Genomic DNA, 23,865 nt, shown 5'->3' on the forward strand with positions numbered 1-23,865 from the left:
CAGTGGACTTTGAACTGTCCGAGGAGCAGAAGCTCTTCCGCGACACGCTGCGCGACTTCGCCGACCGGGAGATCCGCCCGGTCGTGCAGGAGTGGGAGAGCGCCGGGCGGTACCCGACGGAGATCGTCGCCACCATGCGTGACCTGGGGCTCTTCGGCCTGACCGTGCCCGAGCAGTACGGCGGGCTCGGCATCGACATGGTCTCCTTCGCGCTCGTCTTCGAGGAGATCGCCAAGGCGTGGATGGGGATCGCGGGCATCCTCGGCAGCCACTCGCTGTCCTGCTGGCTCATCGCCAAGCACGGCACCGCCGAGCAGAAGCAGCGCTACCTGCCCGACCTCGCCACCGGCGTCCGGCGGACCGGCATCGCGCTCACCGAACCCGACGCCGGCACCGACCTGCAGGGCATCCGCACCGTGGCCCGCCGCGACGGCGACCACTACATCCTCACCGGGCGCAAGACCTGGATCACCAACGCGCGCCACGCCGACCCGCTGCCGGTGCTCTGCAAGACCGACCCGACCGCCGACCCCGCGCACAGGGGCATGTCGGTGCTGCTCGTCGAGGCCGGGTCGCCGGGCTTCGAGGTGCTGCGGGACCTGCCGAAGCTCGGTTACAAGGGCACCGAGTCGTGCGAGATCATCTTCGACGACGTACCGGTACCCGCGTCGCAGCTGCTCGGCGGGGTCGAGGGGCGCGGCATGCAGCAGGTCCTGTCCGGGCTGGAGATCGGCCGGATCAACGTCGCCGCGCGGGCGCTCGGGATCGCGCAGGCCGCCTACGACGCGTCGCTCGCCTATGCCGGGCAGCGGGAAGCCTTCGGACAGCCGATCGGCGACTTCCAGGCGATCCAGCTCAAACTCGCCGACATGGCGATGAAGGTCCAGTCGTCGCGGCTGCTCGTGCAGTGGGCCGCGTCGCGCGCCGACGCCGGGCACCGGGTCGACCTGGAGGCCGGCATGGCGAAAGCCCACGCCTCCGAAGCCGCCGTCGACTGCGCGCTGCTCGCGATGCAGATCCACGGCGGCTACGGCTACTCGCCCGAGTTCGGCATCGAGCGCCTCTACCGCGACGCGCCGCTGATGATGATCGGCGAGGGCACCAACGACATCCAGCGCATCGTCATCGCCCGCGCGCTGCTCAGCGGGAAGGGCACCATCGGATGAGGTCCTACCTCTACGTCCCCGGCGACTCCCCGGCGAAGCTCGCCAAGGCGCTCACCGTCGGCGCCGACGCGATCATCATCGACCTCGAGGACGCGGTCCCACCCCCGGGCAAGGCCGCGGCCCGCGCGGCCGTCGCCGCCTTCCTGCGCATCTCATCCGGCCCCCAGCTGTGGGTACGCGTGAATCCCGGCCCGCTCGGCCACGAAGACGCGCGGGCCGTGGCCGGACCGTGGCTCGCCGGGATCTGCGTCGCCAAGACATTGTCGGCGGCGGAGCTGGTCGAGCTGGACGGGGTGCTCTCCGACGCCGAGCGGCTCGTCGGGGGCGTTGCGGCGGTCGTACCCCTCCTCGAGAGCGCGAGCGCCATCCTCGCCGCGCCCTCGATCGCGCTGGCACCGCGCGTGGCCCGGCTGCAGATCGGGGAGGCCGACCTCGCGGCGGACCTCGGGGTGACCCTGGGGCCCGACGAGCGGGAGCTGCTCTGGGCCAGGTCACACGTGGTGCTCGCGAGCGCGGCGGCGGGAATCGAACCGCCGGTCGGGCCCGTCTCGACCAACTTCCGGGACTTCGACGCGCTGCGGGAGAGCACGGTGGCGCTGAAGCGGCTCGGCTATCGGGGGCGGGCGTGCATCCATCCGGCGCAGCTCGTGGTGGTGCACGAGGTGTTCACGCCGACGGCGGCTGAGCTGGCGGCGGCGACCGAGGTGGTGGCCCGGCACGCCGAGGCGCTGGCGTCGGGTTCGGGCGTCTGTGTCGGCGCGGACGGTCGGTTGATCGACGAGGCGGTGGTGCGGTCGGCGCGGCGCCTGCTGGGCGGGTAGCGGCCGCTGGTGACGCGTTGTGCGTTGTGGTGCTGTGGCGCTGTGCGTTGTGGTGCTGTGGTGCTGCGTGCTGTGCGTTGTGCGGCTGTGGTGCTGTGCGTTGTGGTGCTGTGGTGCTGTGGTGCTGCGTGCTGTGCGTTGTGGCGCTGCGTGCTGTGCGTTGTGGCGCTGCGTGCTGTGGTGCTTTGCGTTGTGGTGCTTTGCGTTGTGGTGCTTTGCGTTGTGGCGCTGCGCGTTGTGCGTTGTGGCGCTGCATGTTGTGCGTTGTGCGTTGTGCTGGGCCGTCGCGCGGCGCGTTGCTGCATGATCGCGTTGTTTCCCGGAACTTGGCCCCTCGACAGGACTCTGAGGGCGTTGTTTCCGGGAAACAACGCGATCATGCAGTGGGAGCGCCCGCTGGAGGGGGCTGTTTCCCGGAAATAGCGCGATCACTGGGGCGTCATTCCGGCGGCGCGGGGTGTTGCGCAGGTACAAGCAGAGCTGGGGGTGTAGCGCAGGTGTAAGCAGAGCAAGGGGGTGCCGCGTAGATGTAAGCAGAGCAAGTGGTGTTGCGCAAGTGTAAGCAGAGCAAGCGGGTGCCGCGCAGGTGTAAGCAGAGCAAGGAGGGTGCCGCGTAGGTGTAAGCAGAGCAAGCGGGCGCCGCGTAGGTGTAAGCAGAGCAAGCGGGTGTTGCGCAGATGTAAGCAGAGCAAAGCGTGGCAGGGCGCCGGATCGCGACCTACAGGCTGCGGGTGATCCCCTCCGCCGCCAGCCGTTCCTCCTGGCGGTCGGGGTCCAGGTTGGCGACCAGGACCACCGTCGCGCCGACCGACAGCGGCGCCAGCAGCCACTTCACCGGGTGCTCGTGCTCGGCGGCGTCGACGAGAACCCGGTCGCCCGGCCGCAGGCCGTTCAGCGAAGCGAGCTCCGCCGCCAATCTGCCCCACGCGCCGTAGCTGGTGCCGTCGGTGGTCGCGGCGCCGTCGGGCCGGACCTGGGCCGCTGGCATCTCGGCGGGGAAGCGCGCCACCTCGGTGAGGTAGTCGAGGTAGTAGCCCTTCGGCTCGCGGAGCGTCTCGATCTCGGGGCCGAGCGCGTACTGGTGGACCGCGTCGGGGACGTTCTCCAACCAGTCGTCGAGCCGGTCCCGGGCGACGAACGACACGTCGAACGGCTCGCGGGCGTCACCGCCGAGCGCGGGCAACCCGGCGGTGGCCGTGCCGCGGAACGAGACCGCCACCCCCGCCGACCAGCAACCGAGCAGCACCGCGGCGGTCTGCCAGTGCGGGTGCAGCATCACCGCCGCGCGGTCTCCGATGCCGAGCCCGCAGCCGTCGCGCAGCAGCCCGGCCGTGCGGGCCGCCCAGCCGCCGAGGTCCCCCGCGGTGAGCGCGGTCCGCTCGCCGGTCGCGTCGTCGTAGAAGGTGAGCAGCGGCTGGTCGACGCCGACGAGCCCACCCTCGGCGAGCAGCGCGGGCACACCCGCGGTCTCGACATCCATCCTGACCTCCCACCAGCGGCAACCCGACGACTCTACGCCGCCATCACCCGAGGTTGCCGAGATCTTGAGTAGTTTCCGTCGTTACAACGACGGAAACTACTCAAGATCTACGATTCGGCTATCGCGGCGGCGGCATCGGTGTCGTAGCTTCGGTACGCCGAGAGCACGATCAGGCTGCCCACGATCAGGGGTGCGATGACCACGGCGTACGCCCAGCGCAGCGACCCTGTCGCGTCGGACGCCTCGCCGATCAGCCACGGACCCAGCGCCCCGCCGAGCGTCACCACCATCTGCAGCACCGCGAACCCGAGCCCGCGCCGCGACGCCGCCACGACATCCGCGTTCACGGCGGTCAGGTTGGCGATCGCACCGGCGAAGCCGACGTTCGCCAGCCCGAAGCAGATCACCTGCGGGACGAACGGCGTGAGCAGCACCGCACCGGTCAGCCCGGCCGTACCGAAGAGCAGCGACCAGCCGCCGAGCGCCACCCGCCAGCCAATGCGCTTGCCGTGCCATCGGTCGCCGAGGAAGCCGCCGACGGCGATGCCGACGAGGATGCCGACGAGCCCGGCCCCGCCGCCGACCGCAGCCGCCCCGGCCTCGTCGAGACCGAATTCGCGCTGGTAGAACGAGGGCATCCAGAAGAAGAGCCCGCCGAGGCCGAAGAAGAGGATGCTGAGCCCCACGACGACCGAGCGCAGGGTGCGGATGCGCCACAACCCGCGCAGCTGCACGATCATCGGGGCCGGGGCGACGGGTGCGGCGGCGGCTCGGGCGGTGCCGGTGGCGTAGAAGGCGGAGAGGCGATCGCCGATCCCCCGGATCGGTTCCTTCACGGTCAGCATCAGCAGCGCGATGACCGCGCCCGGGATCGCCACCAGGAAGAAGCCGGTACGCCAGCCGTAAGCGCTCGCCAGCGCGCCACCAGCGATGACACCGATCGGCAGCCCGGCGAAGTAGGCCATCCGCTCCAGCCCGAACGCGCGCACCCGGGACGGGCCGGGGTAGAGGTCGCCGAGCAGACTGGAGGCGGGCGGGTTGTAGAGCTGCCCCGCCGCCCCGAGCAGCATCCGCACGCCGAAGAGCGCGGCATAGGAGCCGACGAGTCCCGTACCCACCGTCAGCACTGCCCAGACCGCGACCACCGCGGCGACCGTCCACGAACGACGGCCGGTGTCGGCGAGCTTGCCCGCGGGCAGGAGCAGCGCGATCGCGGCGATCGCGCCGGCCGTGGCGATGGCACCGGCCTGGCCGTCGTCGAAGCCGAACTCCCGCTGGATGGCGGGGAGCGCGCCCGCGAGCAGGTTGTATTCGATCCGGTCGACGAGCGCGACGAGCGCGATGCAGATCGCGGGCCACCAGCCGAAGGGCGCGGCTTCGCCCCTGACCACGGTGACCGGCGGCTTGCCCCGGTAGACCTCGATGTCCTGGCTCATGGCGGCACCCTTCGGGGTTGGAAGGTCAACGATCGGCGATGCAGGCCTGCATGATCTCGGTGGCGGTGCGGCGGCCCAGCACGGTCGCGGTGAGGGCCTGAGCTGCGGCGTCGGTGAGCGCACCGGTCGCGTTGATGGCGAACTTCAGCGCGAGCTCCTCGCTGCGCAGCGGGTGCTCCGGGCCGCCGCGCGACGAATCCACCCGGTGTTCGAGCAGCTCGCCGCCGTGAGTCCGGACCCGCAGCACGGCGCCGAAGGCGGTGGGGAAGCGCTCGGTGGCGCGCTCGTCGGCGACGCAGCGGATCCGCGCGGCGAGCGCCAGCCGGTCCGCGCGCAGCTCCGCGAAGTCACTCAGCGTCACCCCCAAACCCCCGCCGCCGGTCAGGGCGGCGGCGACGGTGTAGGGTCCGGAGAATTTCGCATGGTACGCCGAAGCCGGCCGCGCCTTCTCCGCCGCGGGTTCGGCGATGGTACGCAGCACCGGCGCCGCCACCCCCAGCTCCGCACTCGCGACATCGTCGGCGGTGAGCCCGCGCTCCCGCAGCGCCAGCGCGCAGTCGATCCCCGGATGCGTGAAGTGGTTGGTCGGGTAGGGCTTGTACACGGTCCGCAGCAGCTCCCAGCGCGTGCCGAGTCCGTCGAGCAGCGCACCCGCGTCGAAGCGCCCGTCGGTGTACGCGGCGAAGAACCCGAACCGTCCTTCGAGGACGGTCGGCGGCCCGGTCATCCCCTCGGCGGCGAGCACGGCGGCGGTGACCCCGCCGTGCGCGGCCCAGCCGCAGTGCACCTTCTTCACGGTGCCACCGGTGCGGTTCGCCTCGATCAGCCCGGCGCCCATGCTCGCCGCGATCCCCATGGCGGAGGCGATCCCGGCGGCGTCGAGCCCGTAGAGCAGGCCCGCTGCCGCCGCCGATCCGATCGTGCCGCAGATCGAGGTGGCGTGCAGCCCGCGCTCGAAGAAGACGGAGTTGCGCAGCTCGGCGTCGTACGCGGCCGTGCCGAGGCGGTTGCAGATCTCGATGCCGGCCGCGACCGCGGCGATCAGGGCGTCCCCGTCGGCACCCGTCGCCTCGGCGGCGGCGAGCGCGGCCGGGACCACGCTGGCGCTGGGGTGCAGCACCGACGGCAGGTGCGTGTCGTCGAAATCGAGCGCGTGCGCCATCGTGCCGTTGACCAGGGCGGCGACGGGTGCGGGGAGGCGTTCGCCGGTGCCGACGACGGTGGATTCGGCGATCCCTCCCCAGCGGCGGACCGCACGCAGCACCGAGGGCACGGCGTCGGCACCGGGCTCGGTGGATGCGGCGAGCGCGAGGCCGAGGATGTCCAGGATGCGCCCGGGTACGTCGGCGGCAACGGCCGCGGGTAGCGATTCCCGGCACCCGACGGCGAAGGCGGCGAGCCGCTGCACGGCGGTACCGACCGGCTCGGCGGAGCCGACCGCGGCCGCTGTGTCCGGGACCGCCGCGGATGCGGCTGCGGCGGTGTCGTGGCTGCTCACGGCAGCACCGCCAGCGGGCGGACCGGTGAGCCGGTGGCGCCGACGATCAGCAAGGGGTTCAACACGAGCAGCACCTCGCGCTCACCGCTGTCGAGCAGTTCGGCGAGGCGCATCGTCTCGACGATGTGGATGCCCGCCTCGACGAGCAGGATCCGGTGCGCGGGCAGCACGGCGTGGCCGCGACCGGCCGGGATCTGCTCGAACGCGATCGTCTCCCCGCCCACGGCCACGGGCCGGTGCCCGGCGAGCCAGCGCGCTGCGTCCACCCCGGGTCCGGGCGTCCCGTCGCGGCCCCCGACGAAGGCATCGTGGGAGTCCCAGCGCCGCGACCAGCCCGTGCCGATGAGGATGACCTCGCCCGGTGCGAAGGCGACGCCCTCGGCGGCCTGCTCCAGATCGGCGACGGTGATCTCGTAGCCCGGCGGCAGCGACGCCACCCCGTGCGCGGCGGCGGCATCGAGGACGACGGCCCGGCCCAGGTAGGGCGGGAACGCGTCGATGCCGAGGTCGCTGAAGCCCAGGTGGGACTGGAGCGGGCCGGCCGGGCGGCCACCGTGCAGGAGACCGTCCTGGGAGACGTGGGCGAGCGCGTCGACGTGGGTGCCGACGTGGCCGCCGGTGACGATCAGCTCGTTCGCGGCGGATCCGCCGTCGGGGCGCACCAGGTCGCCGTGGCGGCGTTCGAGCGCCATCCGGAACGGGGGATGGTTGGGCGACTGCGGCATCCCCCGGCGCATCGGCTGCGCCAGGTCGATGACGCGCTTGCCCCGCAGCGCCTCCCAGCTCTTCGGCGACACCATCTCTAGATCACTCCGCTCTCGCGCAGGGCCGTCAGCTCGTCGGCGGTGAGCCCGAGCCGCGTGGTGTAGACGTCGTCGTTGTCGGCGCCCCGGGGCCGTCCGGTCCAGCCGATCCGCCCCGGTGTCCCGCTGAGGCGGTAGAGCACGCCGGGCATGCGAACCGGCCCGAGGACCGGGTCCGTGACGGCCGGGAGGGACCCGAGGTGGGCGTACTGGGGGTCGGCGAAGACGTCGGTGATGTCGTAGATCGGGGCCACGGCAGCCTGGGCCTGCTCGAACGCGGCGGTCACCTCGGCGAGGTCCCGCTGCGCGATCCAGCTCCCGACGTAGCCGTCGAGCTCCTCCGCGTGCGCGGCCCGGCTGGTCCCGGCGGCGAACCAGGGTTCGTCGATCACCTCGGGGTGCCCGACGAGGTGCATGACCCGCTCCGCTATCGCCTGCGCGCTCGTCGAGACGGCGACCCATTTCCCGTCGCGGGTGCGGTAGGTGTTGCGCGGCGCGTTGTTGACCGACCGGTTGCCGGTGCGCTGCTGGACGATGCCGAGCTGGTCATAGGCCATCGCCTGCATGCCGAGCACGGGCAGCATCGGCTCGATGATGGCGAGGTCGATCACCTGCCCGCCGCCGCCGTGCACGTCGCGGTGGTAGAGCGCGGTCATGACCGCCTGCGCGCAGGTGAGGGCGGAGATGCCGTCGGCGAGCCCGAAGGGGGGCAGGGTCGGCGGTCCGTCGGGTTCGCCGGTGATCGCCGCGAAGCCGCTCATCGCCTCGGCGAGCGTACCGAATCCGGGCCGCTTGGCGTAGGGGCCGGTCTGGCCGAAGGCGGTGACCCGGGCGATGACGAGGCGCGGGTTGATCGCGTGCAGCGTCTCCGGCGACAGTCCCCAGCGCTCCAGGGTGCCCGGGCGGAAGTTCTCGATCAGCACGTCGGCCTCGGCGATCAGCCGCTTGGCGAGCGCGGCCCCCTCGTCGCGGCCGAGGTCGAGGGTGATCGTGCGCTTGTTGCGCCCGAGCATCGTCCACCACAGCGGTACGCCGTCCTTCGACGGCCCGTGACCTCGCGAGGGGTCGCCCTTCACCGGGTGCTCGATCTTGATGACCTCCGCGCCGTAGTCGCCGAGGATGGTCGCGGCGAGCGGTCCCGCGAAGAGGGTCGCGGCGTCGATGACGGTGATGCCGGTCAGGGCGGCGGGCGGCATGGCCGAACGGTACACGGTCTACCCACGAAAAGGAAACCCCGTTACAGTGTGCGAAACACTCGACCCCGGAGGTACGCCGTGGCACGCTATGACCTGCTCGTGAAGGGCGGAACGCTCGTCCTCCCCTACGTGGGTACTGTGCGAGCGGACCTCGCCACCCGGGGCGGGAAGGTCGCCGCGATCGCCGACGAGATCGGCACCGCCGAGGCCGACGAGGTGCTCGACGCGTCCGGCCGCCTCGTCTTCCCCGGCGCCGTGGACGCGCACTACCACCTCGGCATCTATCGCCCGCTGGAGGTCGACGCGGCCGAGGAGACCCGCTCGTCGCTCGTCGGCGGCGTCAGCACGGTGCTCTCCTACTTCCGCACCGGCCAGCACTACCTCAACCGGACCGGTGCCTACGCCGAGATCTTCCCGCAGGTGCTCGACGCGGTCGCCGGGCACGCCTTCACCGACTACGGCTTCCACCTCGCGCCGATGGACACCGCCCAGGTCGGCGAGGTTCCGTCCCTCGTCGACGACCACGGTGTCAGCTCGTTCAAGTACTACATGTTCTACAAGGGCTTCAACCTCTCGGCCGACTCCCGCGACGCCAAGTCGTTCACGATGAGCGACGAGTACGACCTGGGCCACCTCTACCAGATCATGGAAGCCGTCGCCGCCAACCAGCGCGCCGGGCGCCGGGTCTCCCTCTCCCTCCACTGTGAACAGGCCGAGCTGATGCGCCTGTTCATCGACCGGGTGCGGGCCGCCGGTGATCCGCAGACGCTCAAGGCGTACTCGGATGCGCGTCCGCCTTTGACCGAACGCGTCGCGATCGGTGAGGCGACGACGCTGGCGCACGCCACCGGCTGCCCGATCAACCTGCTGCACCTCTCCTCGGCCGAGGCGCTCGCCACCGCGAGTGCCGCGAAGCGGTCGCTCGGGCTGGACCTGCGCTGCGAGGTGACGCTGCACCACCTCTGCCTCGACCACGAGAGCCTGGACCGCAGGGGCGGCCTCGGCGCCAAGGTCAACCCGCCGATCCGCGCCGTCAGTGACACCGAGGCGCTCTGGGCCGGTGTCCTCGACGGGACGGTCGACTGGGTCGCCTCCGACCATGCCTGCTGCCTGGAGGAGAACAAGGGCGACCAGCTCTGGCCAGCGCTGCCCGGATTCGGCGGCACGGCGCTGCTCTACCCGATCCTGCTCAGCGAGGGCATGCACAAGCGCGGCCTCAGCCCGCAGCGCGTCGCCGAGCTCGCTTCGGCGAACCCGGCCGCCGCCTATGGCCTCGCCGGGCGCAAGGGCAGCCTGATGGTTGGCGCCGACGCCGACATCACGGTCGTCGACCCGCACCTGGAGCAGGTGGTCACCACCGACCTGCTCCTCTCCGGCCAGGACCACTGCCCGTTCGAGGGCCACCGGGTCACCGGCTGGCCGGTGGCGACCGTGCTCCGAGGCCGCGTCGCCTACCGGGACGGGAAGGTCACGGGTACGCCCACCGGCCAGTTCGTCGCCCGCTGACCAAGATCGCCGTGCTCCCGCGGCGTGCCAAGATCACCGCAACTCTTCAAGAGTTGGTCCTATCGGCGGCGCCTCGGCGTGCCCGGCGCGGGCTCGCCGAGGCCGGGCAGGAGCTGCCGGGTGGCCCGGACCCGCCTGCGCGCCAGCCAGCCGATCACCAGCAGTCCCGTGAACGGCGCCCACGCCAGCAGGTACGCCGGCCAGTAGACCGACAGGTCGAAGATGGACCGTTCGCCGGTGATGTCGCTGGTGCTCGACCCGAAGTAGGCGAGCAGCAGCGCCGGCGGGATCGCGATCATCGAACCCACCGCGACCATCGTCGTCAGCATCCGGTCCCGGCGTTCCTGCAGGCTCTGCTCGGCGGAGGCGAGCACCGTGCTGCGGGCCGCGACGACCGAGCCGAGCCGCTCCACCATCCGCGAGGTGTTGGCGAGACCGGAGTCCATTCCCGCCACGGCGTGCAGCGATTCGCGATAGACGTCCAACCGCGAGTCGGGGATCAGCACGCTGTCGATGTAGGCCTCGACCCCGAAGCTCAGGTCGAGCTGCACCTCGCCCAGTTCGGTGGCGAGCCGGGCGTGCACCTCCCGCGCCTCGGCGAGCGAATCGGCCGCCGACCGCAGGTCGTCCTGGAGCGCGTCGAAGGCCCGCAACCGCGCCCGCCGCAGCACCGCGAAGGCACTGATCATGCTGGTGGCGACGAGAACCAGGCCATTGTGGATGGTGCTGCTCCAGCCGGCGGCGACCGTCAGCGACCGCCCGTGCGCGATCATGGACTGACCGGGATCGTTGATCGCCTCCGGCGCCTTCGGTGCGGCGACCTTCCCCCGTCCCGCCGCGCGATAGGTCATCAGCTCCGCCACCAGCGCGGACCGGTCGCCCGGCTCGGCGAGCAGCTTGGTCGCCAGCTCGCCGTCGGCGAGGATCAGGTGGTGCGCGTAACCGATCCGGAACCCGTCGCCGACCGGCAGGCGCTCGGCCAGCCAGGTGGTCAGCGGGCCGCCGAGGAGCTCCAACCGGTCCCGGTCCACGTGCATGTGCGTCACGTAGTCACTCAGGTCGGCTGCGGCGGCCGACGAGTCGATCTCCGCGACGAGCAGCACCAGGGTGTCCTCGCGCGGCGTACTCAGCACGGTGCAGGTGAGCTGCTCGACGGCGACCTTCCGGGTGCCGCTGAAGCCCTCGGCGTCGACCCGCTCGTGCAGGATCACCCGGGGGAGCAGCCCGGCCGAGTCGGTCATGAACCGCTCGAGGAACCCGAAGTCCAGCATCGTCGAGAGCGGCTCGGACGGACGGTTCGGCAGCGACGTGTTGGTGCTGAAGATCGAGATCACGCGGGTACGCGGTGACGCTGCGACAGGGCTGCGTGGCATCCCGTCACAGTGGCAGGTGGTGGCAACCCGAGCACGAAACGGTCGGATCGACGACAGCCTCAGTGTTCCCGTTGCCATGACGACGGAACCGCTCAAGATCTCGGGTCGGGACTGTTCGGTAGTCTCACCGCCGTGACGACCCGAAAGATCGCCAACGCCACCGGGCTCGACGAGTTCCTCCGCGACTACCAGGCGGGTGGTTACCCCGTCGCCGAGGTGGTCCACGCGGCCTGCGCCGACTGCGGCGGCACGGTCTTCGCCGTCCTGCTCGACGACGAGGCCGGTTTCGTCGAGCGCTGGTGCACGAGCTGCGAGGCCGACGGCGTGGCGATGCTCGACTCGGCCGAGTACGCCGAGGAGGCGGAGCCGGGCGAGGCGACCTGCCCGTGCGGCGGCGAGTATTTCGAGGTGGCGGTCGGTTTCTCCCGCAACGCCGACGGCGACATCCGGTGGGTCTCGGTCGGGCTGCGCTGCGTCGCCGACGGGCTGGCCGGCGTCTACATCGACTGGAAGATCGACTACCTCCCCGCCGAACACCTGCTGACGACGGTCCGTTAGCACCAACTCTTCAAGAGTTGGTGCTAAAGGGCGTGGTCGCCGTAGCGCACGGGCGACGGTGATCACGCCATCTTCCCCGAAATAGGCGTGATCAAGGTGCTTGATCACGCCTATTTCCCCGAAGAAGGCGTGATCATGTTTCCCCGAAGAAGGCGTGATCATGCCAGCACAGCCGCAGCCGCAGCCGCAGCCACAGCCACGGCCGCCGCCGCGGCCGGTGCTCAGGCGCGGATGCGCTCTACCCGCTCGCCGCCTGCCGCGACCCCGGCCGAGGAGAACGCCGCCATGACCTTGGCGCGGTCGGGACCGGCCGGCACCGCGGTGGTCGGAGCCGCAGCGGTCGGGGCGGCTGTGGCGGGTGTGTAGTTCCGGGTGCAGGCAGCGGTCGCGACCAGCGTCAAGCCGAGGGCGGCGGCGGCGAAAGTGCGTCTCATGTGGATGGACCCCCCGCGGGCGAGCGGCGCGGACCGCTGCAGAAAGCAGCGATCATGCCATAGAAAGCAGTGATCATGCCGCGGAGAGCAGTGATCATAGAGGGTGGCAGACCGGCCCGGTGTGGCCCGCGTGTGGAGGGGGTATGCAGTATGGGGTTCCCCCGACCTAGCGGAGACTCCGATGACCGAGCCCCACATTCCCGCCCAGCGACAGCCAGCCTCCACTGTGGAGGTCGACGGCCCGCCACCCGGCCTGTGGGATCGGATGCGGGCCGACCCGCAGTACGCACCCGAGCAGCTCGCCCTCGAAGCCGTCGAGCGGATCGGTCCGGAAGCCCAGGCCTGGGCTGTGAAGATGCGCGAGCGGCGGCCCGATGCGCACCCGGCCGCCTTCGCCAGCGAGGTGATCGTCCGGTTCACCCGGCACGCCCGGCTCTCCGGTGCGATCTCCGGTGTCGCGGGGCTCCCCGGTGCCGTACTCGACATGGGGGTCCTGGTCTGGACCCAGTGCCGGATGGTGCTCTACATCGCGGCGGTCTACGGCATCGATCCCACCCACCCGGACCGGGCGACGGACCTGCTGGTGCTGCAGCGGGTGCACAAGGCGACGGAGGCGGCCCGGCTCGCGCTCGGCGTCGCGACGGGCCGGGAGCGGCTCGGCGACGCGGTCGGCACCTTCAGTAGGAGCGCGACCGGCAAGGCGTCGAAGAGCAGGGCGTTCGGGGCGCTGGCGATGAAGCTGGCCCAGATGGCCGGGATGCGGGCGGTGAAGCGGGTGCTCGCGAAGGTGCTGCCCTTCGCCTCGGTGATCTTCGGCAGCTGGGCGAACTCGTCGGCGACGAAGGAGCTGGCGCGGCGGACCACCGCCTACTACGAGGGCATCTCGCCGCTGATCAAGCGGCCGGGCCAGGTCACGACGTAGGGAGTGTCCCGCGCCCGAGGGGAACGGGCGCGGGACACCGGCTCACATGCCGTCGCCGGACCACTCGCCGCGCGACTTGGACCGCAGCGGCATCGTCGAGATGACCGGCGCGTGCTGGTGCTCGTAGTTCTCCGCCGTGCCGCCCCACTTGACCCACTCTTCGGTGGTGTACCAGTTGATGAGCTCGCCGTCGGACCGGATGATCCAGTCGATCTGGGTCTCGGCGATGAAGTGCCCGTGCTTCACCCCGGCCGGCCGGAAGCAGTAGGTGCCGTCGTCGATGTCGCCGAAGTTGTAGGCCATCTTCCCGCCGAGGGTGTAGAACTCCTCGTAGCAGGGGTGGTGGGCCAGCCGGTGATCGGTCCAGCCCTTCTCGGCCCGGATGAGCCGGGTGTAGAAGCCGGTCAGCGGGTCGCGGTTGAGCAGCTTGATGTAGAGCGGCGTGATCGGCCCGACGGTCGGCGCGGGCGTCCACTCCATCGCGTTGGAGTCGAGGACGGTCGCCTCGCCTGCGGCATCGGCCCAGCGCTGCGCGCCGGGATCGAAGCCGCAGTCGCCATACTCGCGCCAGTGCAGGATCCGGCTGCCCTCGGCGACCTTCAACCAATCCATGGGTACGCCCTTCGGCGCCTGCACGTATCCACCCGGCCCGATCTCCCGGCCGCCGTAGGTCATCGACCCGGACACGACGTAGAACTCGGTGTTGGCGTGCGGCACCCCGCCCGCGCGGCCCCACTCGCCGGGGAAGTCGAGGGAGAGCGAGGTCGACCCGTCCTCCTCGTCGGTGGAGAGCCGTCGCTCGCGGACCTTGCCCTCGCCGAAGGGCAGCTCACCGGCGTGCCAGATGTAGTCGTCCTCGTGGATCAGTTCGGTGTGCGCTCTCATTGCTCGGGGCTCCTCAGCTGTCGTTTCAGGATCTTGCCGGCGGCGTTGCGTGGCAGCACGGCGGGGAACACATAGGACTTCGGGACCTTGTATCCGGCGAGCCGTCCGCGCAGGAACGCGTCGAGTTCGGCCGGGTCCAGCGGGCTTCGGCAGATGACGTGCGCGACGATCCGCTCGCCCCAGCGCTCGTCGGGCTCGCCGACGACCGCCGCCTCCACGACACCGGGGTAGGCGGCGAGCGCCTCCTCGACGTCGCGCGGGTAGACGTTGACGCCACCGGTGATGATCAGGTCCTTCTTGCGGTCGACGATGCTGATGAAGCCCTCGTCGTCCACGACCACGATGTCGCCGGAGGTGAGGAAGCCGTCGGCGGTGGTGCAGGCCGCGGTCGCCTCGCTGTTCTTCAGATAGCCGTTCATCAGGAAGGGAGACCGGCTGAACAGCTCACCCGGCTCGCCCGGCGCCACGGCGGCGCCGTCCGCGCTGACCACCCGGACCTGCGTCGCGAACCACGGATGCCCCACGGATCCCGCCTTGCGCCGGGCATCGGCGGGCCGCAGGTTCGTCACCACCCCGGCCTCGGTGGAGCCGTAGAGCTCGTGTACCCCGACGTGCGGGAAGGCACCGAGCACCCACTCCTTGAGCGGCTTGGGCAGGGCCGCGGCGTTGAAGTAGAGCGTGTCCAGGCTGCTCAGGTCGGCGTGGGTGGCGGGGTCCTCGGCGAGCGCCCGGATCAGCTGGGCGTGGGTCGGCACGAGGAAGACCGACTGGGCCCGGTCCCGGGCGATCATCTCCAGCAGAGCGCCCGCGTCGAAGGAGCGCAGCATGCTGACGGTGCCGCCGCAGAAGACGGAGGCGTAGGCGAAGGCGAACCCGGCGCCGTGGTACATCGGTGCGACGGCGATGCCGCGCCGCCCCGGTCCCAGGCCCCACTCGAGGGCGGTGGCGTAGAAGGTCAGCACCCGGGACCGGTGCGAGATCTGCACGCCCTTCGGGTCCCCGGTCGTGCCGGAGGTGTAGGTGACGCAGAACGGGCTGCGCTCGTCGACCGGGAGCCACGGGTCGGTGGCGTCGGCGGCGCGCAGCAGCTGCTCGTAGTGCTCGCCGACGGTGATCGCCCGCTCCGGTTCCGGGGCGAGGTGGGCGAGCGACTCGTCGGCGATGAGGGCCCTCGTCTCGGCGTGCTCGACGATGAAGGCGATCTCGGCGGCGGTGAGGCGCGGGTTGAGCGGCACGAGGACGAGCCCGGCCTTGGCGAGCCCGGCGGCGATCTCGCAGTATTCGAGGCGGTTGCCGAGCAGCAGGGCCACCCGGTCGCCGGGGCGCAGACCGCTGCCGAGCAGGGCGTTGGCGAGCCGGGAGGCCCGGTCGTCGAGCTCGGCGTAGGTCAGCCGGCGGGCACCGTCGATCACGGCGACGGCGGCCGGGGTGGCCCGCGCGAACTCGCGTACGCCGCCCGCGATGGAGAGATCGGCGCCTCCGGGAAGCAACATGGCGTAATGGAAACACCGTTTCCATTCTGGGGCAAGAGTTGATCCTGAGGTTTATTGCAGTTCCGGCGGCGTGTCCAGCATTAAAATTCAGGGGGGAAGGGTCCGGCTCGGCCGAGCAGCGCCGGGGTCGGGACCTCCAGCTCGGCGGTGATCCAGCGGCCGGTCGTCGCCAGGGCGGAAACGTCCACGCCCGTCAGCTGGCCGTTGCGCTTGAGGAGGTAGGCGAGGTCCTCCGTCGCGATGTTGCCGGTGGCGGCGGGGGCGAAGGGGCAGCCGCCGATGCCGCCGGTGCTGGCGTCCAGCACCGTGATGCCGTGGTCTCCGGCGGCGATCGCGTTGGCGTACCCCGTGTTGCGGGTGTTGTGGAAGTGTGCGCGGAGCGTGACGTCCGGCGCCACCTCGCGGGCCGCGGCGGCGAGGGCTGCCACCTGGCGCGGTACGCCGACGCCGATCGTGTCGGCGAGGCAGATCTCGTCCGGACCGGCCTGTGCGGCGGCGGCGACGAGGTCCCGGACCCGCTCGACGGGAACCTCCCCGGTGAACGGGCAGCCGAACGCCGCCGCGATCGTGATCGTCGTGCGCAGCCCGGCGGCCCGGGCGTCGGCGGCGATCACCGACCACTGCGCCAGCGACTCCGCGCTGGTCATGCCCTGGTTGCGGCTGGAGAACACATCGGTGGCGACGAGGACGTAATTGACCTCGTCCACCCCGAAGCCGTCCGCCGCGCTGGCGAGCGCCCGGTCCAGTCCACGCCGGTTGAGCAGCAGCCCGCTGTAGGAGACGCCCTCGATCCGGGGGACCGCCGCGAGGACCGCCTCGGCGTCGGCCATCTGCGGCACCCGAGCGGGGTGGGCGAACGCCACCGCCTCGATCCGGCGGAGTCCCGCGGCGATCGCCTGCCGGATATAGTCGACCTTCGTCGCCGTGCTGAGCAGCTTCTTCTCGTTCTGCAACCCGTCGCGCGGGCCCACCTCGACGATTTCCACGAGTACCCCTGGTTCCTCTAGCGAAACAGCGTTTCCCAAGCATAGGATGCGGCGATGATGGGGGCGCTATCCGACATCCGGGTGATCGAGACCGGCACGCTGCTCGCCGGACCGTTCTGCGGGCAGCTCCTCGGCGACTTCGGCGCCGAGGTGATCAAGCTGGAGGATCCCGGCAAGGGCGATCCGATGCGGCAGTGGGGGCGGGAGAAACCGCACGGGCAGAGCCTGTGGTGGCCCGTCGTCGCGCGCAACAAGAAGTCCGTGACCTGCAACCTGCGGACCGAGGCGGGCCAGGACCTGGTGCGCCGGTTGGTTGCTGAAGCCGACGTACTCCTGGAGAACTTCAGACCCGGCACGCTGGAGCGGTGGGGCCTGGGCTACGAGGAGCTCGCCGCGATCAACCCCCGGCTGATCCTGACCCGGGTCACCGGCTACGGCCAGACCGGGCCTTACGCGCCGCGCGCCGGGTTCGGGTCGATCGGCGAGGCGATGGGCGGCATCCGCTACGTCACCGGTGAACCCGACCGGTCGCCGTCGCGGGCCGGCATCTCGCTCGGCGACTCGCTCGCCGCCACCTACGCCGCCTACGGCACGCTCGCCGCGCTGCACGCCCGGGAGCGGACAGGGGTGGGGCAGGTCGTCGACTCGGCGATCTACGAGGCCGTCATGGCGATGATGGAGTCGCTGCTTCCGGAGTGGGCGGTCGCGGGCTACCAGCGCGAACGCACCGGCGCCATCCTGCCCAACGTCGCGCCGAGCAACGTCTACCCGACCGTCGACGGCATCGACATCCTCATCGCCGCCAATCAGGACACCGTCTTCCGGCGGCTCGCCGAGGTGATGGGCCGGGTCGAGCTCGCCGCCGACCCGCGCTACGCCACGCACGGCGCACGGGGCGCCCACCAGGGCGAACTCGACGAGCTCATCGCCGCCTGGACCGCCACCCGCCACTCCGGTGAGCTGCTGGAGTCGCTGCACGCGGCCGGGGTTCCCGCCGGCGGCATCTACACCGCCGCCGACATGCTCGCCGACCCGCACATCGCGGCCCGCGAGGCGATCGTCACGGTCCCGCACCCCGACTTCGGCGAGCTGCCGATGCAGAATGTCGCGCCCAGGCTCTCCGCCAACCCGGGCTCGGTGCGCTGGGCCGGCCCGGCGCTCGGGCAGCACAACGACGAGGTCTACGGCGGCATTCTGGGGATCGGCGACGAGGAACGGGCGGCCCTTCGGGAGCAGGGGGTGATCTGAGGTGCTGGAGCGCGACTACGCCGAGGCCGGGTTCGCCCGGCGGCTCGGGTGGGGCATGAGACCGGCGCTGGTGCTGGTGGACCCCGTGGTGGCGTACACCCTGCCGGGTTCTGCCTTGTTTCTTCAGACCGGGGCCGAGGCGGTGCGCGCGATGTCCGCGCTGCTCACGGCCGCGCGCGCCGCGAGCATCCCGATCGCCTTCACCACCGTCCGGTACGCCGACGAAAGCTGCGCCGAAGCCCCGCTCTTCGCCGCCAAGGTGCCCGCGTTGAAGGCCTTCGCGGCCGGGAGCCCGCTCGGCGCCTTCCCCGACGAGATCGCCCCGCTGCCGGGGGAGAACGTCGTGGCGAAGCACTACGCGAGCGCCTTCGCCGGGACGTCGCTCGCAGCCTGGCTCACCGCCCACGGCGTCGACACGGTGGTGCTCGGCGGCTTCTCCACCAGCGGCTGCATCCGGGCGTCCGGTGTCGACGCGCTCCAGCACGGTTTCCGCCCCATGGTGGTGCGCGAGGCCTGCGCGGACCGCGACCCCGGCCCCCACGAGGCCAACCTCTTCGACCTCGACGCCAAGTACGCCGACGTGGTGACCCTCGCGTCGGCGGTGTCGGCCCTTTCCCGCTAAACCTCGAAATGTTGACATATCTGAATGCTTGTTTCTCTGAGAGAAACGGTGTTCCACTCTTGGAACCAGTTCCGCTCTCCCATGAAGAGGAGCAAACCATGTTGAGACGAGCGATCCTCGCCCTCACCCTGCTGACCGCCGGTGCGCTGGTCGGACTCCAGGCACCGGCGGCCGCTGCCGACTCGACGAACCCCGGCCCCTACGCCGTCGGGTATGTCGACGCCAACGTCAGCGCCTCCGGCCGTTCCTTCAGCGCCCGCGTCTACTACCCGGCCACCACGGCCGGGCAGAACGCACCCATCGCCGCCGGCCGGTTTCCGGCGGTGGCCTTCGGACACGGCTTCCTCCAGGCGATCAGCAAATACGCCGGCACCCTGACCCACCTGTCGTCGTGGGGCTTCGTCGTCGCCGCGCCCACCTCGCAGGGCGGCCTGTTCCCCAGTCACGGTGCGTTCGCCGACGACCTCAACGCCCAGCTCGCCTGGCTGGTCGCCCAGGACGCCACGGCGGGATCGCGCTTCAACGCGCACATCAACACAGCCAAGCTGGGACTGTCCGGCCACTCGATGGGCGCGGGGGCGAGCGTGCTGGCGGGTGCCCGCAACTCCGCCGTCACCACGGTCGCCAACCTCGCCGCCGCCGAGACGAACCCGTCCGCGGTCACCGCCGCCGGGACCCTCACCAAGCCGTTGATGCTGCTCTCCGGCTCGGCCGACGGCACGGCTCCGCCCGCGAGCCACCAGCGGCCGATCTACAACGCCAAGCCCGCACCGAAGCAGCTCCGGACGATCACCGGCGGCTTCCACTGCGGGTTCATGGACTCCACCAGCACCTTCTGCGATAGCGGCTCGATCAGCCGTGCCACGCAGCTGCAGATCACCCGCCGGGTGCTCACCGACTGGTTCCGCTTCTACCTCGCCGGTGACACCTCCCTCAACGACGCAGTCTGGGGGACCGCCGCCCACAGCGACCCGCAGGTAGTGTTCGAGGGCGTCGCCTAGATCAATGTGCCGGGTACCCGCTCGCTCGCGGGTGCCCGGCACCTCCCCGGAGGGCACCACCACATGGACTATGCGAAGCTCGGCTCCACCGGCCTCGACGTCTCGCGCCTGTGCCTCGGCTGCATGAGCTACGGCGAGCCGGACCGCGGCGCGCACCCCTGGACGCTGCCCGAGGACCAGTCCCGGCCGTTCATCCAGCGCGCCGTCGAGCTGGGGGTCAACTTCTTCGACACCGCCAACGTCTACTCCGACGGCACCAGCGAGGAGATCGTCGGCCGTGCCCTGCGCGACTTCGCCCGCCGCGACGAGATCGTCATCGCCACCAAGGTGCACGGCGTGATGCGTCCCGGTGCCAACGGCGGCGGCCTGAGCCGTAAGGCCATCATGACCGAGATCGACAACAGCCTGCGCCGTCTCGGCACCGACTACGTCGACCTCTACCAGATCCACCGCTGGGACCCGCGTACCCCGATCGAAGAGACCCTCGAAGCCCTGCACGACGTCGTCAAGGCGGGCAAGGCGCGCTATATCGGCGCGTCGTCGATGTCGGCCTGGCAGTTCGCGAAGGCCCTCTTCACCGCCGATCTGCGGGGCTGGACCCGCTTCGCGACGATGCAGAACCACTACAACCTGATCCACCGCGAGGAGGAGCGGGAGATGCTGCCGCTCTGCGCGGATCAGGGCATCGGCGTGCTGCCGTGGAGCCCGCTCGCCCGCGGCCGCCTCACCCGCGACCCGGTCGCCGCCACCGAGCGGTCCGGCAGTGACGCGTTCGGCGCGACCCTCTATGCCGCGAGCGAGGCCGCAGACCTCGCGATCATCGAGCGGGTGGCGTCCGTCGCGGCGGCCCGCGGTGTGTCGCGGGCGCAGGTCGCGCTCGCCTGGGTGGCGCAGAACCCGGTGGTCACCGCGCCCATCGTCGGCGCCACCAAGCCCCACCACCTCGACGAGGCGGTCGCCGCCCTGGAGCTGCGCCTGACCGCCGAGGAGATGTCGCAGCTGGCGGAGCCCTACGTCCCGCACCCGGTCGTCGGCTACTAGCCGGTCGGCCCACTCGAGATCTCGGTTTGCGGTCTGGGTCTGCGGCACAGCGCGGCCTCGCTTCGCGAGAAGGCCGCGCTGTGCTGCAGACCCAGACCGCTACGCTCTGTCACCCAGAGCTGGCGGTGGCAGAGTAGTGCGCGCCGCGCTTTGCTCTGCTTACACGGACGCATCACCGGGAATATCCGGATTCAGTGGGTGGTGCGCCGGTGTAAGCAGAGCAAAGCGCGGCGCGCACCTACGATCCCCACCGAGGCAGCACACACGCACCGTCACCGTCGTCCGGAATCGGTCGGGATCGCCCACCGACAACGGTCACCGCGGAGGACGCGACGGCGAAGCGCTCGCGATCCACTCGATCAGCGCGGCCGGGCGGTTGGTGATGACGCCGTCCACCCCGGCGGCATCGAGTCGGCGCCACCCGTCCGCGGAGTCGACCGTCCAGGCCAGCACCGCCACCCCGGCCCGATGCAGGTCGGCGATGGCGGACGGCCGAGCCATCAGGGCTGCCCCGGCCGGGTTGTAGGCGGCGAGGTGCAGCCGGGCCGAGACGGCGACCGGGTCGGCGTCGAGCTCGTCGCGGAGCAGGCCGAGCGGCAGATCGGGGGCGAGGTCGTAGCTGTGCTGCAGGGCCACGGGGTCGAAGCTCTGGATCAGCACCCGACGGCTCATCCGCTCCGCCCGGACCACGCCGATGATCGTGGCGACCTCGTCCCGGGTATGCGGTCCCTTGATCTCCAGCAGCAGGTTGCCGCCGTGCTCGCGCAGATCGGCGAGCTGCTCGGCGAGGGTCGGCACCCGGGTTCCGGTGAAGGCGGAACCGAACCACGCCCCGGCGTCGAGGCTCTTGAGCTGCGCCGAGGTGAGGCGGCGGATCGAGCCGGTGCCGTCGGTCGTCCGGTCGACCGTGCTGTCGTGCAGGACGAAGGGCACCCCGTCGGCGGAGGGCTGGACGTCGTTCTCGATCCAGACCGCTCCAGCCGCGCGGGCCGATCGCTGAGCGGGCAGCGTGTTCTCGGGTGCGTCGGCCGAGGCGCCCCGGTGCGCGACGACGGTCAGCGGCGTGCCGGGCGGGCGGGAAACGCCGGCGGTGGCGGCCGAGACGAGAACCGCGCGGTGGGGCAGCAGCGCCGGGACACCCCCGCTCACAGCGATCGCGCCGAGCGCGACGGCCCCGAACGCGAACCAGGCGAGGAGCCCGCGCGCGGGACCCACCGTTACGCCTCGCTGCCCGCGGCGGCGGTCCGGCGGCGGCCGGGCCACCAGTTGGCCCGGCCGAGCAGCGACATCACCGCCGGCAGCAGCAGGCCGCGCACGATCGTGACATCGAGCAGCACGGCCACCGCCATGCCGACCCCGATCTCCTTCACCGCGATCAGCTCGCCCAGCGCGAAGCCGAGGAAGACGATGCCGATGGAGAGCGCGGCGGCCGTGATGACCGGCCCGGTGGCGGTGATCCCGGCGAGGACCGCGCGGTCGTTGGCGCCCCGGTCGTCACCGGTACGCCGGTCCCACTCCTCCTTGATCCGGGCGAGCAGGAACACCTCATAGTCCATCGACAGCCCGAAGATGAAGACGAAGAGCAGGAGCGGCGTGGTGATGTCCAGCGCCCCCCAGGGCTGGAAGCCGAGCAGGCTCGCGCCCCAACCCCATTGGAAGACCGCGACGAGGGTGCCGAGGGTCGCCGTCAGCGTCAGCACGTTCATGCAGAGAGCCTTGAGGGGTACGACCACCGAACGCGTCAGTGCGAAGAGCAGGATCGCGGTGGCGATGACGACCACGGCGAGGGCGATCGGCAGCCGGTCGACAGTGGACTCCTTGGCGTCGATGAGCTCCGCGGCGGGACCGGCGACGAAGATCGGCACCTCGGGGTGCATCGCCCGGACGGTGTGGACGAGCTGCTGGGCCCTGTCGCTGGTGGCGGGGCCGGAGGTCATCAGGTCGACGATCGTCACCTGCGGCGGCGCGTCGGTGCGCAGATCCACGTCGATGGCCCCGATCAGCGCGCGGAGGTCGTCGAGGAGTGCGCGTACGGCGGGCTCCTCGACATTGCCCTCGATGAGGATCGTGATCGGCTGCGAGAAGTCCATCGCGAAGTCGCGCTCGAAGGCCTCGAAGGCGAGCCGCTCCTCGCTGTTCGCCGGCAGCGACCGGGCGTCGGAGTTGGCGAGGTTGACGCCGAGCAGCGGCCCGCTGAGCAGCAGCAATCCTGCCGTGACCGCGAGCGCCACCAGGGCGGGACGGCGTTGGGCGAAGCGGGCGAGCTTGGCGAGGGAGCCCGGTCCGGGCTGACGGGTACGCCGCCAGACCCAGGTCCGGGTGCCCGGTGCCGGGATGCGGTGATGCGCGACGGCGATGATGGCGGGGACGAGCGTCAGCCCGGTCGCCGTGGCGAGGCAGACCACCAGCGCACCGCCGAGCGCCATCGCGGCGAGCAGCGGGTCGGCGAAGGCGAAGAGGCCGATCAGGGCCGCCCCGACGGCGAGCCCGGAGACAAGGACGGCCCGACCTGCGGTGGCGACGGTCCGCGCCAGCAGCTCGGGCAGGGCTGCTCGGCGGTCGGCGGCTCGTTCCTCGCGGAACCGGGAGATGATGAGCAGGCTGTAATCGACGGCGAGCCCCAGCCCCAGCAGCGTGACGATGTTGACGGCGTACTCGCTGACGGGCATCGCGCTGGCGAGACCGGTGAGGGCGAGCAGGGTTCCGGCGACGGTGGCGAGCGCCGCGGCGAGGGGAATGCTGCCCGCGAGCAGGCCGCCCAGGATGACGACGAGTGCGGCGCACAGGACGATCAGCGCGACTCCCTCACCGATCGCGGCGTCCTGGATCGCCTGGTCACCGAAGGAGCGCTCGGCGAGCAGTTCCCCGCCGACGAGCACCGTCGGCGCGTCGATGCGGTGCAGGGCGGCGGCGACCCGGTCGGCGAGGGCGAGGGCTTCGTCGTCGCCGAGGCCGGGTTGGAGCTCGACGGTGACGAGGGAGCTCTTGTTGTCGGCGGCGATCTGCCGGGCCGCCGAGGTGTAGGAGTCCGAGACGCTCTTGACGCCCGGCATGCCCCGGATCTCGAACATCACCTTGCTGGCGCTGTCGATGAGCGCCATCGAGTTGAAGTCACGGCCGGCGACGACCGCGACGATGTGCTCGCCCTCGGGGTCGACCTTGTCGATGCGGGCCTTGGCGACGGTCGACTCGGCGGTGGGGCGCAGGCTGTCGACGGACTCCGTCCTGTCGTAGACCGCGCCGCCGAAGACCGCGCCGAGCAGCGCGATTCCGATCCAGCCGACGATGATCGGGTAGCGCCGGCGCGCCGCCGACCGACCGAGCCATGCGAGCACCGCGACCTCCCCAGTCCGGGTGCTGATCCGACAGCAACCGACGCAATGCAACACGCATGTA

General features: G+C 71.3%; 21 protein-coding genes. 9 read left to right on the plus strand and 12 right to left on the minus strand.

What is annotated here, in order from left to right; all coding sequences use genetic code 11:
- Positions 1-2 precede the first annotated feature (2 nt).
- Complete coding sequence (locus F4553_RS33600) at positions 3-1,166, plus strand: acyl-CoA dehydrogenase family protein (RefSeq protein ID WP_184844488.1); 1,164 nt, start codon at positions 3-5, stop codon at positions 1,164-1,166.
- Complete coding sequence (locus F4553_RS33605) at positions 1,163-1,987, plus strand: HpcH/HpaI aldolase/citrate lyase family protein (RefSeq protein ID WP_184844491.1); 825 nt, start codon at positions 1,163-1,165, stop codon at positions 1,985-1,987. The genes F4553_RS33600 and F4553_RS33605 overlap by 4 nt, the downstream gene beginning before the upstream one ends.
- Positions 1,988-2,705: 718 nt before the next feature.
- Here the strand turns inward: F4553_RS33605 and F4553_RS33610 are convergent.
- From F4553_RS33610 to F4553_RS33630, 5 genes are all read right to left on the minus strand, one after another.
- Positions 2,706-3,467, minus strand: coding sequence for a TIGR03089 family protein (locus tag F4553_RS33610; RefSeq protein WP_184844494.1), 762 nt, complete (start codon positions 3,465-3,467; stop codon positions 2,706-2,708).
- A gap of 107 nt (positions 3,468-3,574) precedes the next feature.
- Positions 3,575-4,903, minus strand: a complete 1,329-nt coding sequence (locus F4553_RS33615; protein WP_184844497.1) for an MFS transporter — start codon at positions 4,901-4,903, stop codon at positions 3,575-3,577.
- A gap of 25 nt (positions 4,904-4,928) precedes the next feature.
- Positions 4,929-6,401 carry an MmgE/PrpD family protein gene (locus F4553_RS42645; RefSeq protein ID WP_312875485.1) on the minus strand — a complete coding sequence of 491 codons (1,473 nt, stop codon included), beginning with the start codon at positions 6,399-6,401 and terminating at the stop codon, positions 4,929-4,931.
- On the minus strand, positions 6,398-7,201 hold the full coding sequence (locus F4553_RS33625; RefSeq protein ID WP_184844500.1) for a cyclase family protein: 804 nt from the start codon (positions 7,199-7,201) through the stop codon (positions 6,398-6,400). The genes F4553_RS42645 and F4553_RS33625 overlap by 4 nt, the downstream gene beginning before the upstream one ends.
- A 2-nt stretch (positions 7,202-7,203) precedes the next feature.
- Positions 7,204-8,400: a CaiB/BaiF CoA transferase family protein gene (locus tag F4553_RS33630; protein ID WP_184844503.1), complete on the minus strand. Its 1,197-nt coding sequence runs from the start codon at positions 8,398-8,400 to the stop codon at positions 7,204-7,206.
- A gap of 78 nt (positions 8,401-8,478) precedes the next feature.
- On the opposite strand from F4553_RS33630, the gene F4553_RS33635 reads away from it, so the two are divergent.
- Positions 8,479-9,906 carry a dihydroorotase gene (locus F4553_RS33635; RefSeq protein WP_184844506.1) on the plus strand — a complete coding sequence of 476 codons (1,428 nt, stop codon included), beginning with the start codon at positions 8,479-8,481 and terminating at the stop codon, positions 9,904-9,906.
- A 59-nt stretch (positions 9,907-9,965) separates the two neighbouring features.
- Here F4553_RS33635 and F4553_RS33640 read toward each other — a convergent pair whose 3' ends face one another.
- Entirely contained in the window at positions 9,966-11,279 is a 1,314-nt protein-coding gene (locus F4553_RS33640; protein ID WP_184844509.1) for a hypothetical protein, read from the minus strand.
- Positions 11,280-11,411: 132 nt separating this feature from the next.
- Here F4553_RS33640 and F4553_RS33645 point away from each other — a divergent pair, with 132 nt between their 5' ends.
- Entirely contained in the window at positions 11,412-11,837 is a 426-nt protein-coding gene (locus F4553_RS33645; protein WP_184844513.1) for a hypothetical protein, read from the plus strand.
- 221 nt (positions 11,838-12,058) lie between these two features.
- Here the strand turns inward: F4553_RS33645 and F4553_RS33650 are convergent, their stop codons facing one another.
- Positions 12,059-12,271 carry a hypothetical protein gene (locus F4553_RS33650; protein WP_184844516.1) on the minus strand — a complete coding sequence of 71 codons (213 nt, stop codon included), beginning with the start codon at positions 12,269-12,271 and terminating at the stop codon, positions 12,059-12,061.
- A gap of 181 nt (positions 12,272-12,452) precedes the next feature.
- On the opposite strand from F4553_RS33650, the gene F4553_RS33655 reads away from it, so the two are divergent.
- Entirely contained in the window at positions 12,453-13,193 is a 741-nt protein-coding gene (locus F4553_RS33655; protein ID WP_184844518.1) for an EcsC family protein, read from the plus strand.
- A 42-nt stretch (positions 13,194-13,235) separates the two neighbouring features.
- Here the strand turns inward: F4553_RS33655 and F4553_RS33660 are convergent, their stop codons facing one another.
- The 3 genes from F4553_RS33660 to F4553_RS33670 form a co-directional block, all read right to left on the minus strand.
- A complete protein-coding gene (locus tag F4553_RS33660) occupies positions 13,236-14,078 on the minus strand; it encodes a DUF4437 domain-containing protein (protein WP_184844521.1) in 843 nt (280 codons plus the stop codon).
- Positions 14,075-15,571 carry a class I adenylate-forming enzyme family protein gene (locus F4553_RS33665; protein WP_184844524.1) on the minus strand — a complete coding sequence of 499 codons (1,497 nt, stop codon included), beginning with the start codon at positions 15,569-15,571 and terminating at the stop codon, positions 14,075-14,077. Before F4553_RS33665 ends, F4553_RS33660 begins: the two co-directional genes overlap by 4 nt.
- Before the next feature lie 80 nt (positions 15,572-15,651).
- Positions 15,652-16,557, minus strand: coding sequence for a hydroxymethylglutaryl-CoA lyase (locus F4553_RS33670; RefSeq protein ID WP_184844527.1), 906 nt, complete (start codon positions 16,555-16,557; stop codon positions 15,652-15,654).
- Between the two features lie 54 nt (positions 16,558-16,611).
- Here F4553_RS33670 and F4553_RS33675 point away from each other — a divergent pair, with 54 nt between their 5' ends.
- The 4 genes from F4553_RS33675 to F4553_RS33690 all read left to right on the plus strand — a co-directional run bounded on the left by F4553_RS33675 (position 16,612) and on the right by F4553_RS33690 (position 20,469).
- Complete coding sequence (locus tag F4553_RS33675; protein WP_184844530.1) at positions 16,612-17,805, plus strand: CaiB/BaiF CoA transferase family protein; 1,194 nt, start codon at positions 16,612-16,614, stop codon at positions 17,803-17,805.
- Between the two features lies 1 nt (position 17,806).
- Complete coding sequence (locus F4553_RS33680) at positions 17,807-18,427, plus strand: isochorismatase family protein (RefSeq protein WP_312875486.1); 621 nt, start codon at positions 17,807-17,809, stop codon at positions 18,425-18,427.
- Positions 18,428-18,525: 98 nt separating this feature from the next.
- Positions 18,526-19,428, plus strand: coding sequence for an alpha/beta hydrolase family protein (locus tag F4553_RS33685; protein ID WP_184844533.1), 903 nt, complete (start codon positions 18,526-18,528; stop codon positions 19,426-19,428).
- A gap of 63 nt (positions 19,429-19,491) precedes the next feature.
- Positions 19,492-20,469, plus strand: a complete 978-nt coding sequence (locus F4553_RS33690) for an aldo/keto reductase (RefSeq protein ID WP_184844536.1) — start codon at positions 19,492-19,494, stop codon at positions 20,467-20,469.
- A gap of 315 nt (positions 20,470-20,784) precedes the next feature.
- On the opposite strand, the gene F4553_RS33695 is transcribed toward F4553_RS33690, so the two are convergent.
- Positions 20,785-21,684 carry a glycerophosphodiester phosphodiesterase gene (locus F4553_RS33695; protein ID WP_312875487.1) on the minus strand — a complete coding sequence of 300 codons (900 nt, stop codon included), beginning with the start codon at positions 21,682-21,684 and terminating at the stop codon, positions 20,785-20,787.
- A gap of 2 nt (positions 21,685-21,686) precedes the next feature.
- The gene (locus F4553_RS33700) at positions 21,687-23,804 is read right to left on the minus strand and encodes an MMPL family transporter (protein ID WP_184844539.1); all 2,118 of its coding nucleotides are present in this window, start codon (positions 23,802-23,804) and stop codon (positions 21,687-21,689) included.
- Positions 23,805-23,865 lie beyond the last annotated feature (61 nt).

The organism is Allocatelliglobosispora scoriae (assembly GCF_014204945.1).
Taxonomy (GTDB): Bacteria; Actinomycetota; Actinomycetes; order Mycobacteriales; family Micromonosporaceae; genus Allocatelliglobosispora; species Allocatelliglobosispora scoriae.

What these genes read in the sequence shown, in the direction of transcription:
- F4553_RS33605 (WP_184844491.1), top strand. Translation starts at nt 1,163, where the DNA reads ATGAGGTCCTACCTCTACGTCCCCGGCGACTCCCCGGCGAAGCTCGCC.
- F4553_RS33610 (WP_184844494.1), bottom strand. Translation starts at nt 3,467, where the DNA reads ATGGATGTCGAGACCGCGGGTGTGCCCGCGCTGCTCGCCGAGGGTGGG.
- F4553_RS33615 (WP_184844497.1), bottom strand. Translation starts at nt 4,903, where the DNA reads ATGAGCCAGGACATCGAGGTCTACCGGGGCAAGCCGCCGGTCACCGTG.
- F4553_RS33625 (WP_184844500.1), bottom strand. Translation starts at nt 7,201, where the DNA reads ATGGTGTCGCCGAAGAGCTGGGAGGCGCTGCGGGGCAAGCGCGTCATC.
- F4553_RS33630 (WP_184844503.1), bottom strand. Translation starts at nt 8,400, where the DNA reads ATGCCGCCCGCCGCCCTGACCGGCATCACCGTCATCGACGCCGCGACC.
- F4553_RS33640 (WP_184844509.1), bottom strand. Translation starts at nt 11,279, where the DNA reads ATGCCACGCAGCCCTGTCGCAGCGTCACCGCGTACCCGCGTGATCTCG.
- F4553_RS33650 (WP_184844516.1), bottom strand. Translation starts at nt 12,271, where the DNA reads ATGAGACGCACTTTCGCCGCCGCCGCCCTCGGCTTGACGCTGGTCGCG.
- F4553_RS33655 (WP_184844518.1), top strand. Translation starts at nt 12,453, where the DNA reads ATGACCGAGCCCCACATTCCCGCCCAGCGACAGCCAGCCTCCACTGTG.
- F4553_RS33660 (WP_184844521.1), bottom strand. Translation starts at nt 14,078, where the DNA reads ATGAGAGCGCACACCGAACTGATCCACGAGGACGACTACATCTGGCAC.
- F4553_RS33665 (WP_184844524.1), bottom strand. Translation starts at nt 15,571, where the DNA reads ATGTTGCTTCCCGGAGGCGCCGATCTCTCCATCGCGGGCGGCGTACGC.
- F4553_RS33675 (WP_184844530.1), top strand. Translation starts at nt 16,612, where the DNA reads ATGATGGGGGCGCTATCCGACATCCGGGTGATCGAGACCGGCACGCTG.
- F4553_RS33685 (WP_184844533.1), top strand. Translation starts at nt 18,526, where the DNA reads ATGTTGAGACGAGCGATCCTCGCCCTCACCCTGCTGACCGCCGGTGCG.
- F4553_RS33690 (WP_184844536.1), top strand. Translation starts at nt 19,492, where the DNA reads ATGGACTATGCGAAGCTCGGCTCCACCGGCCTCGACGTCTCGCGCCTG.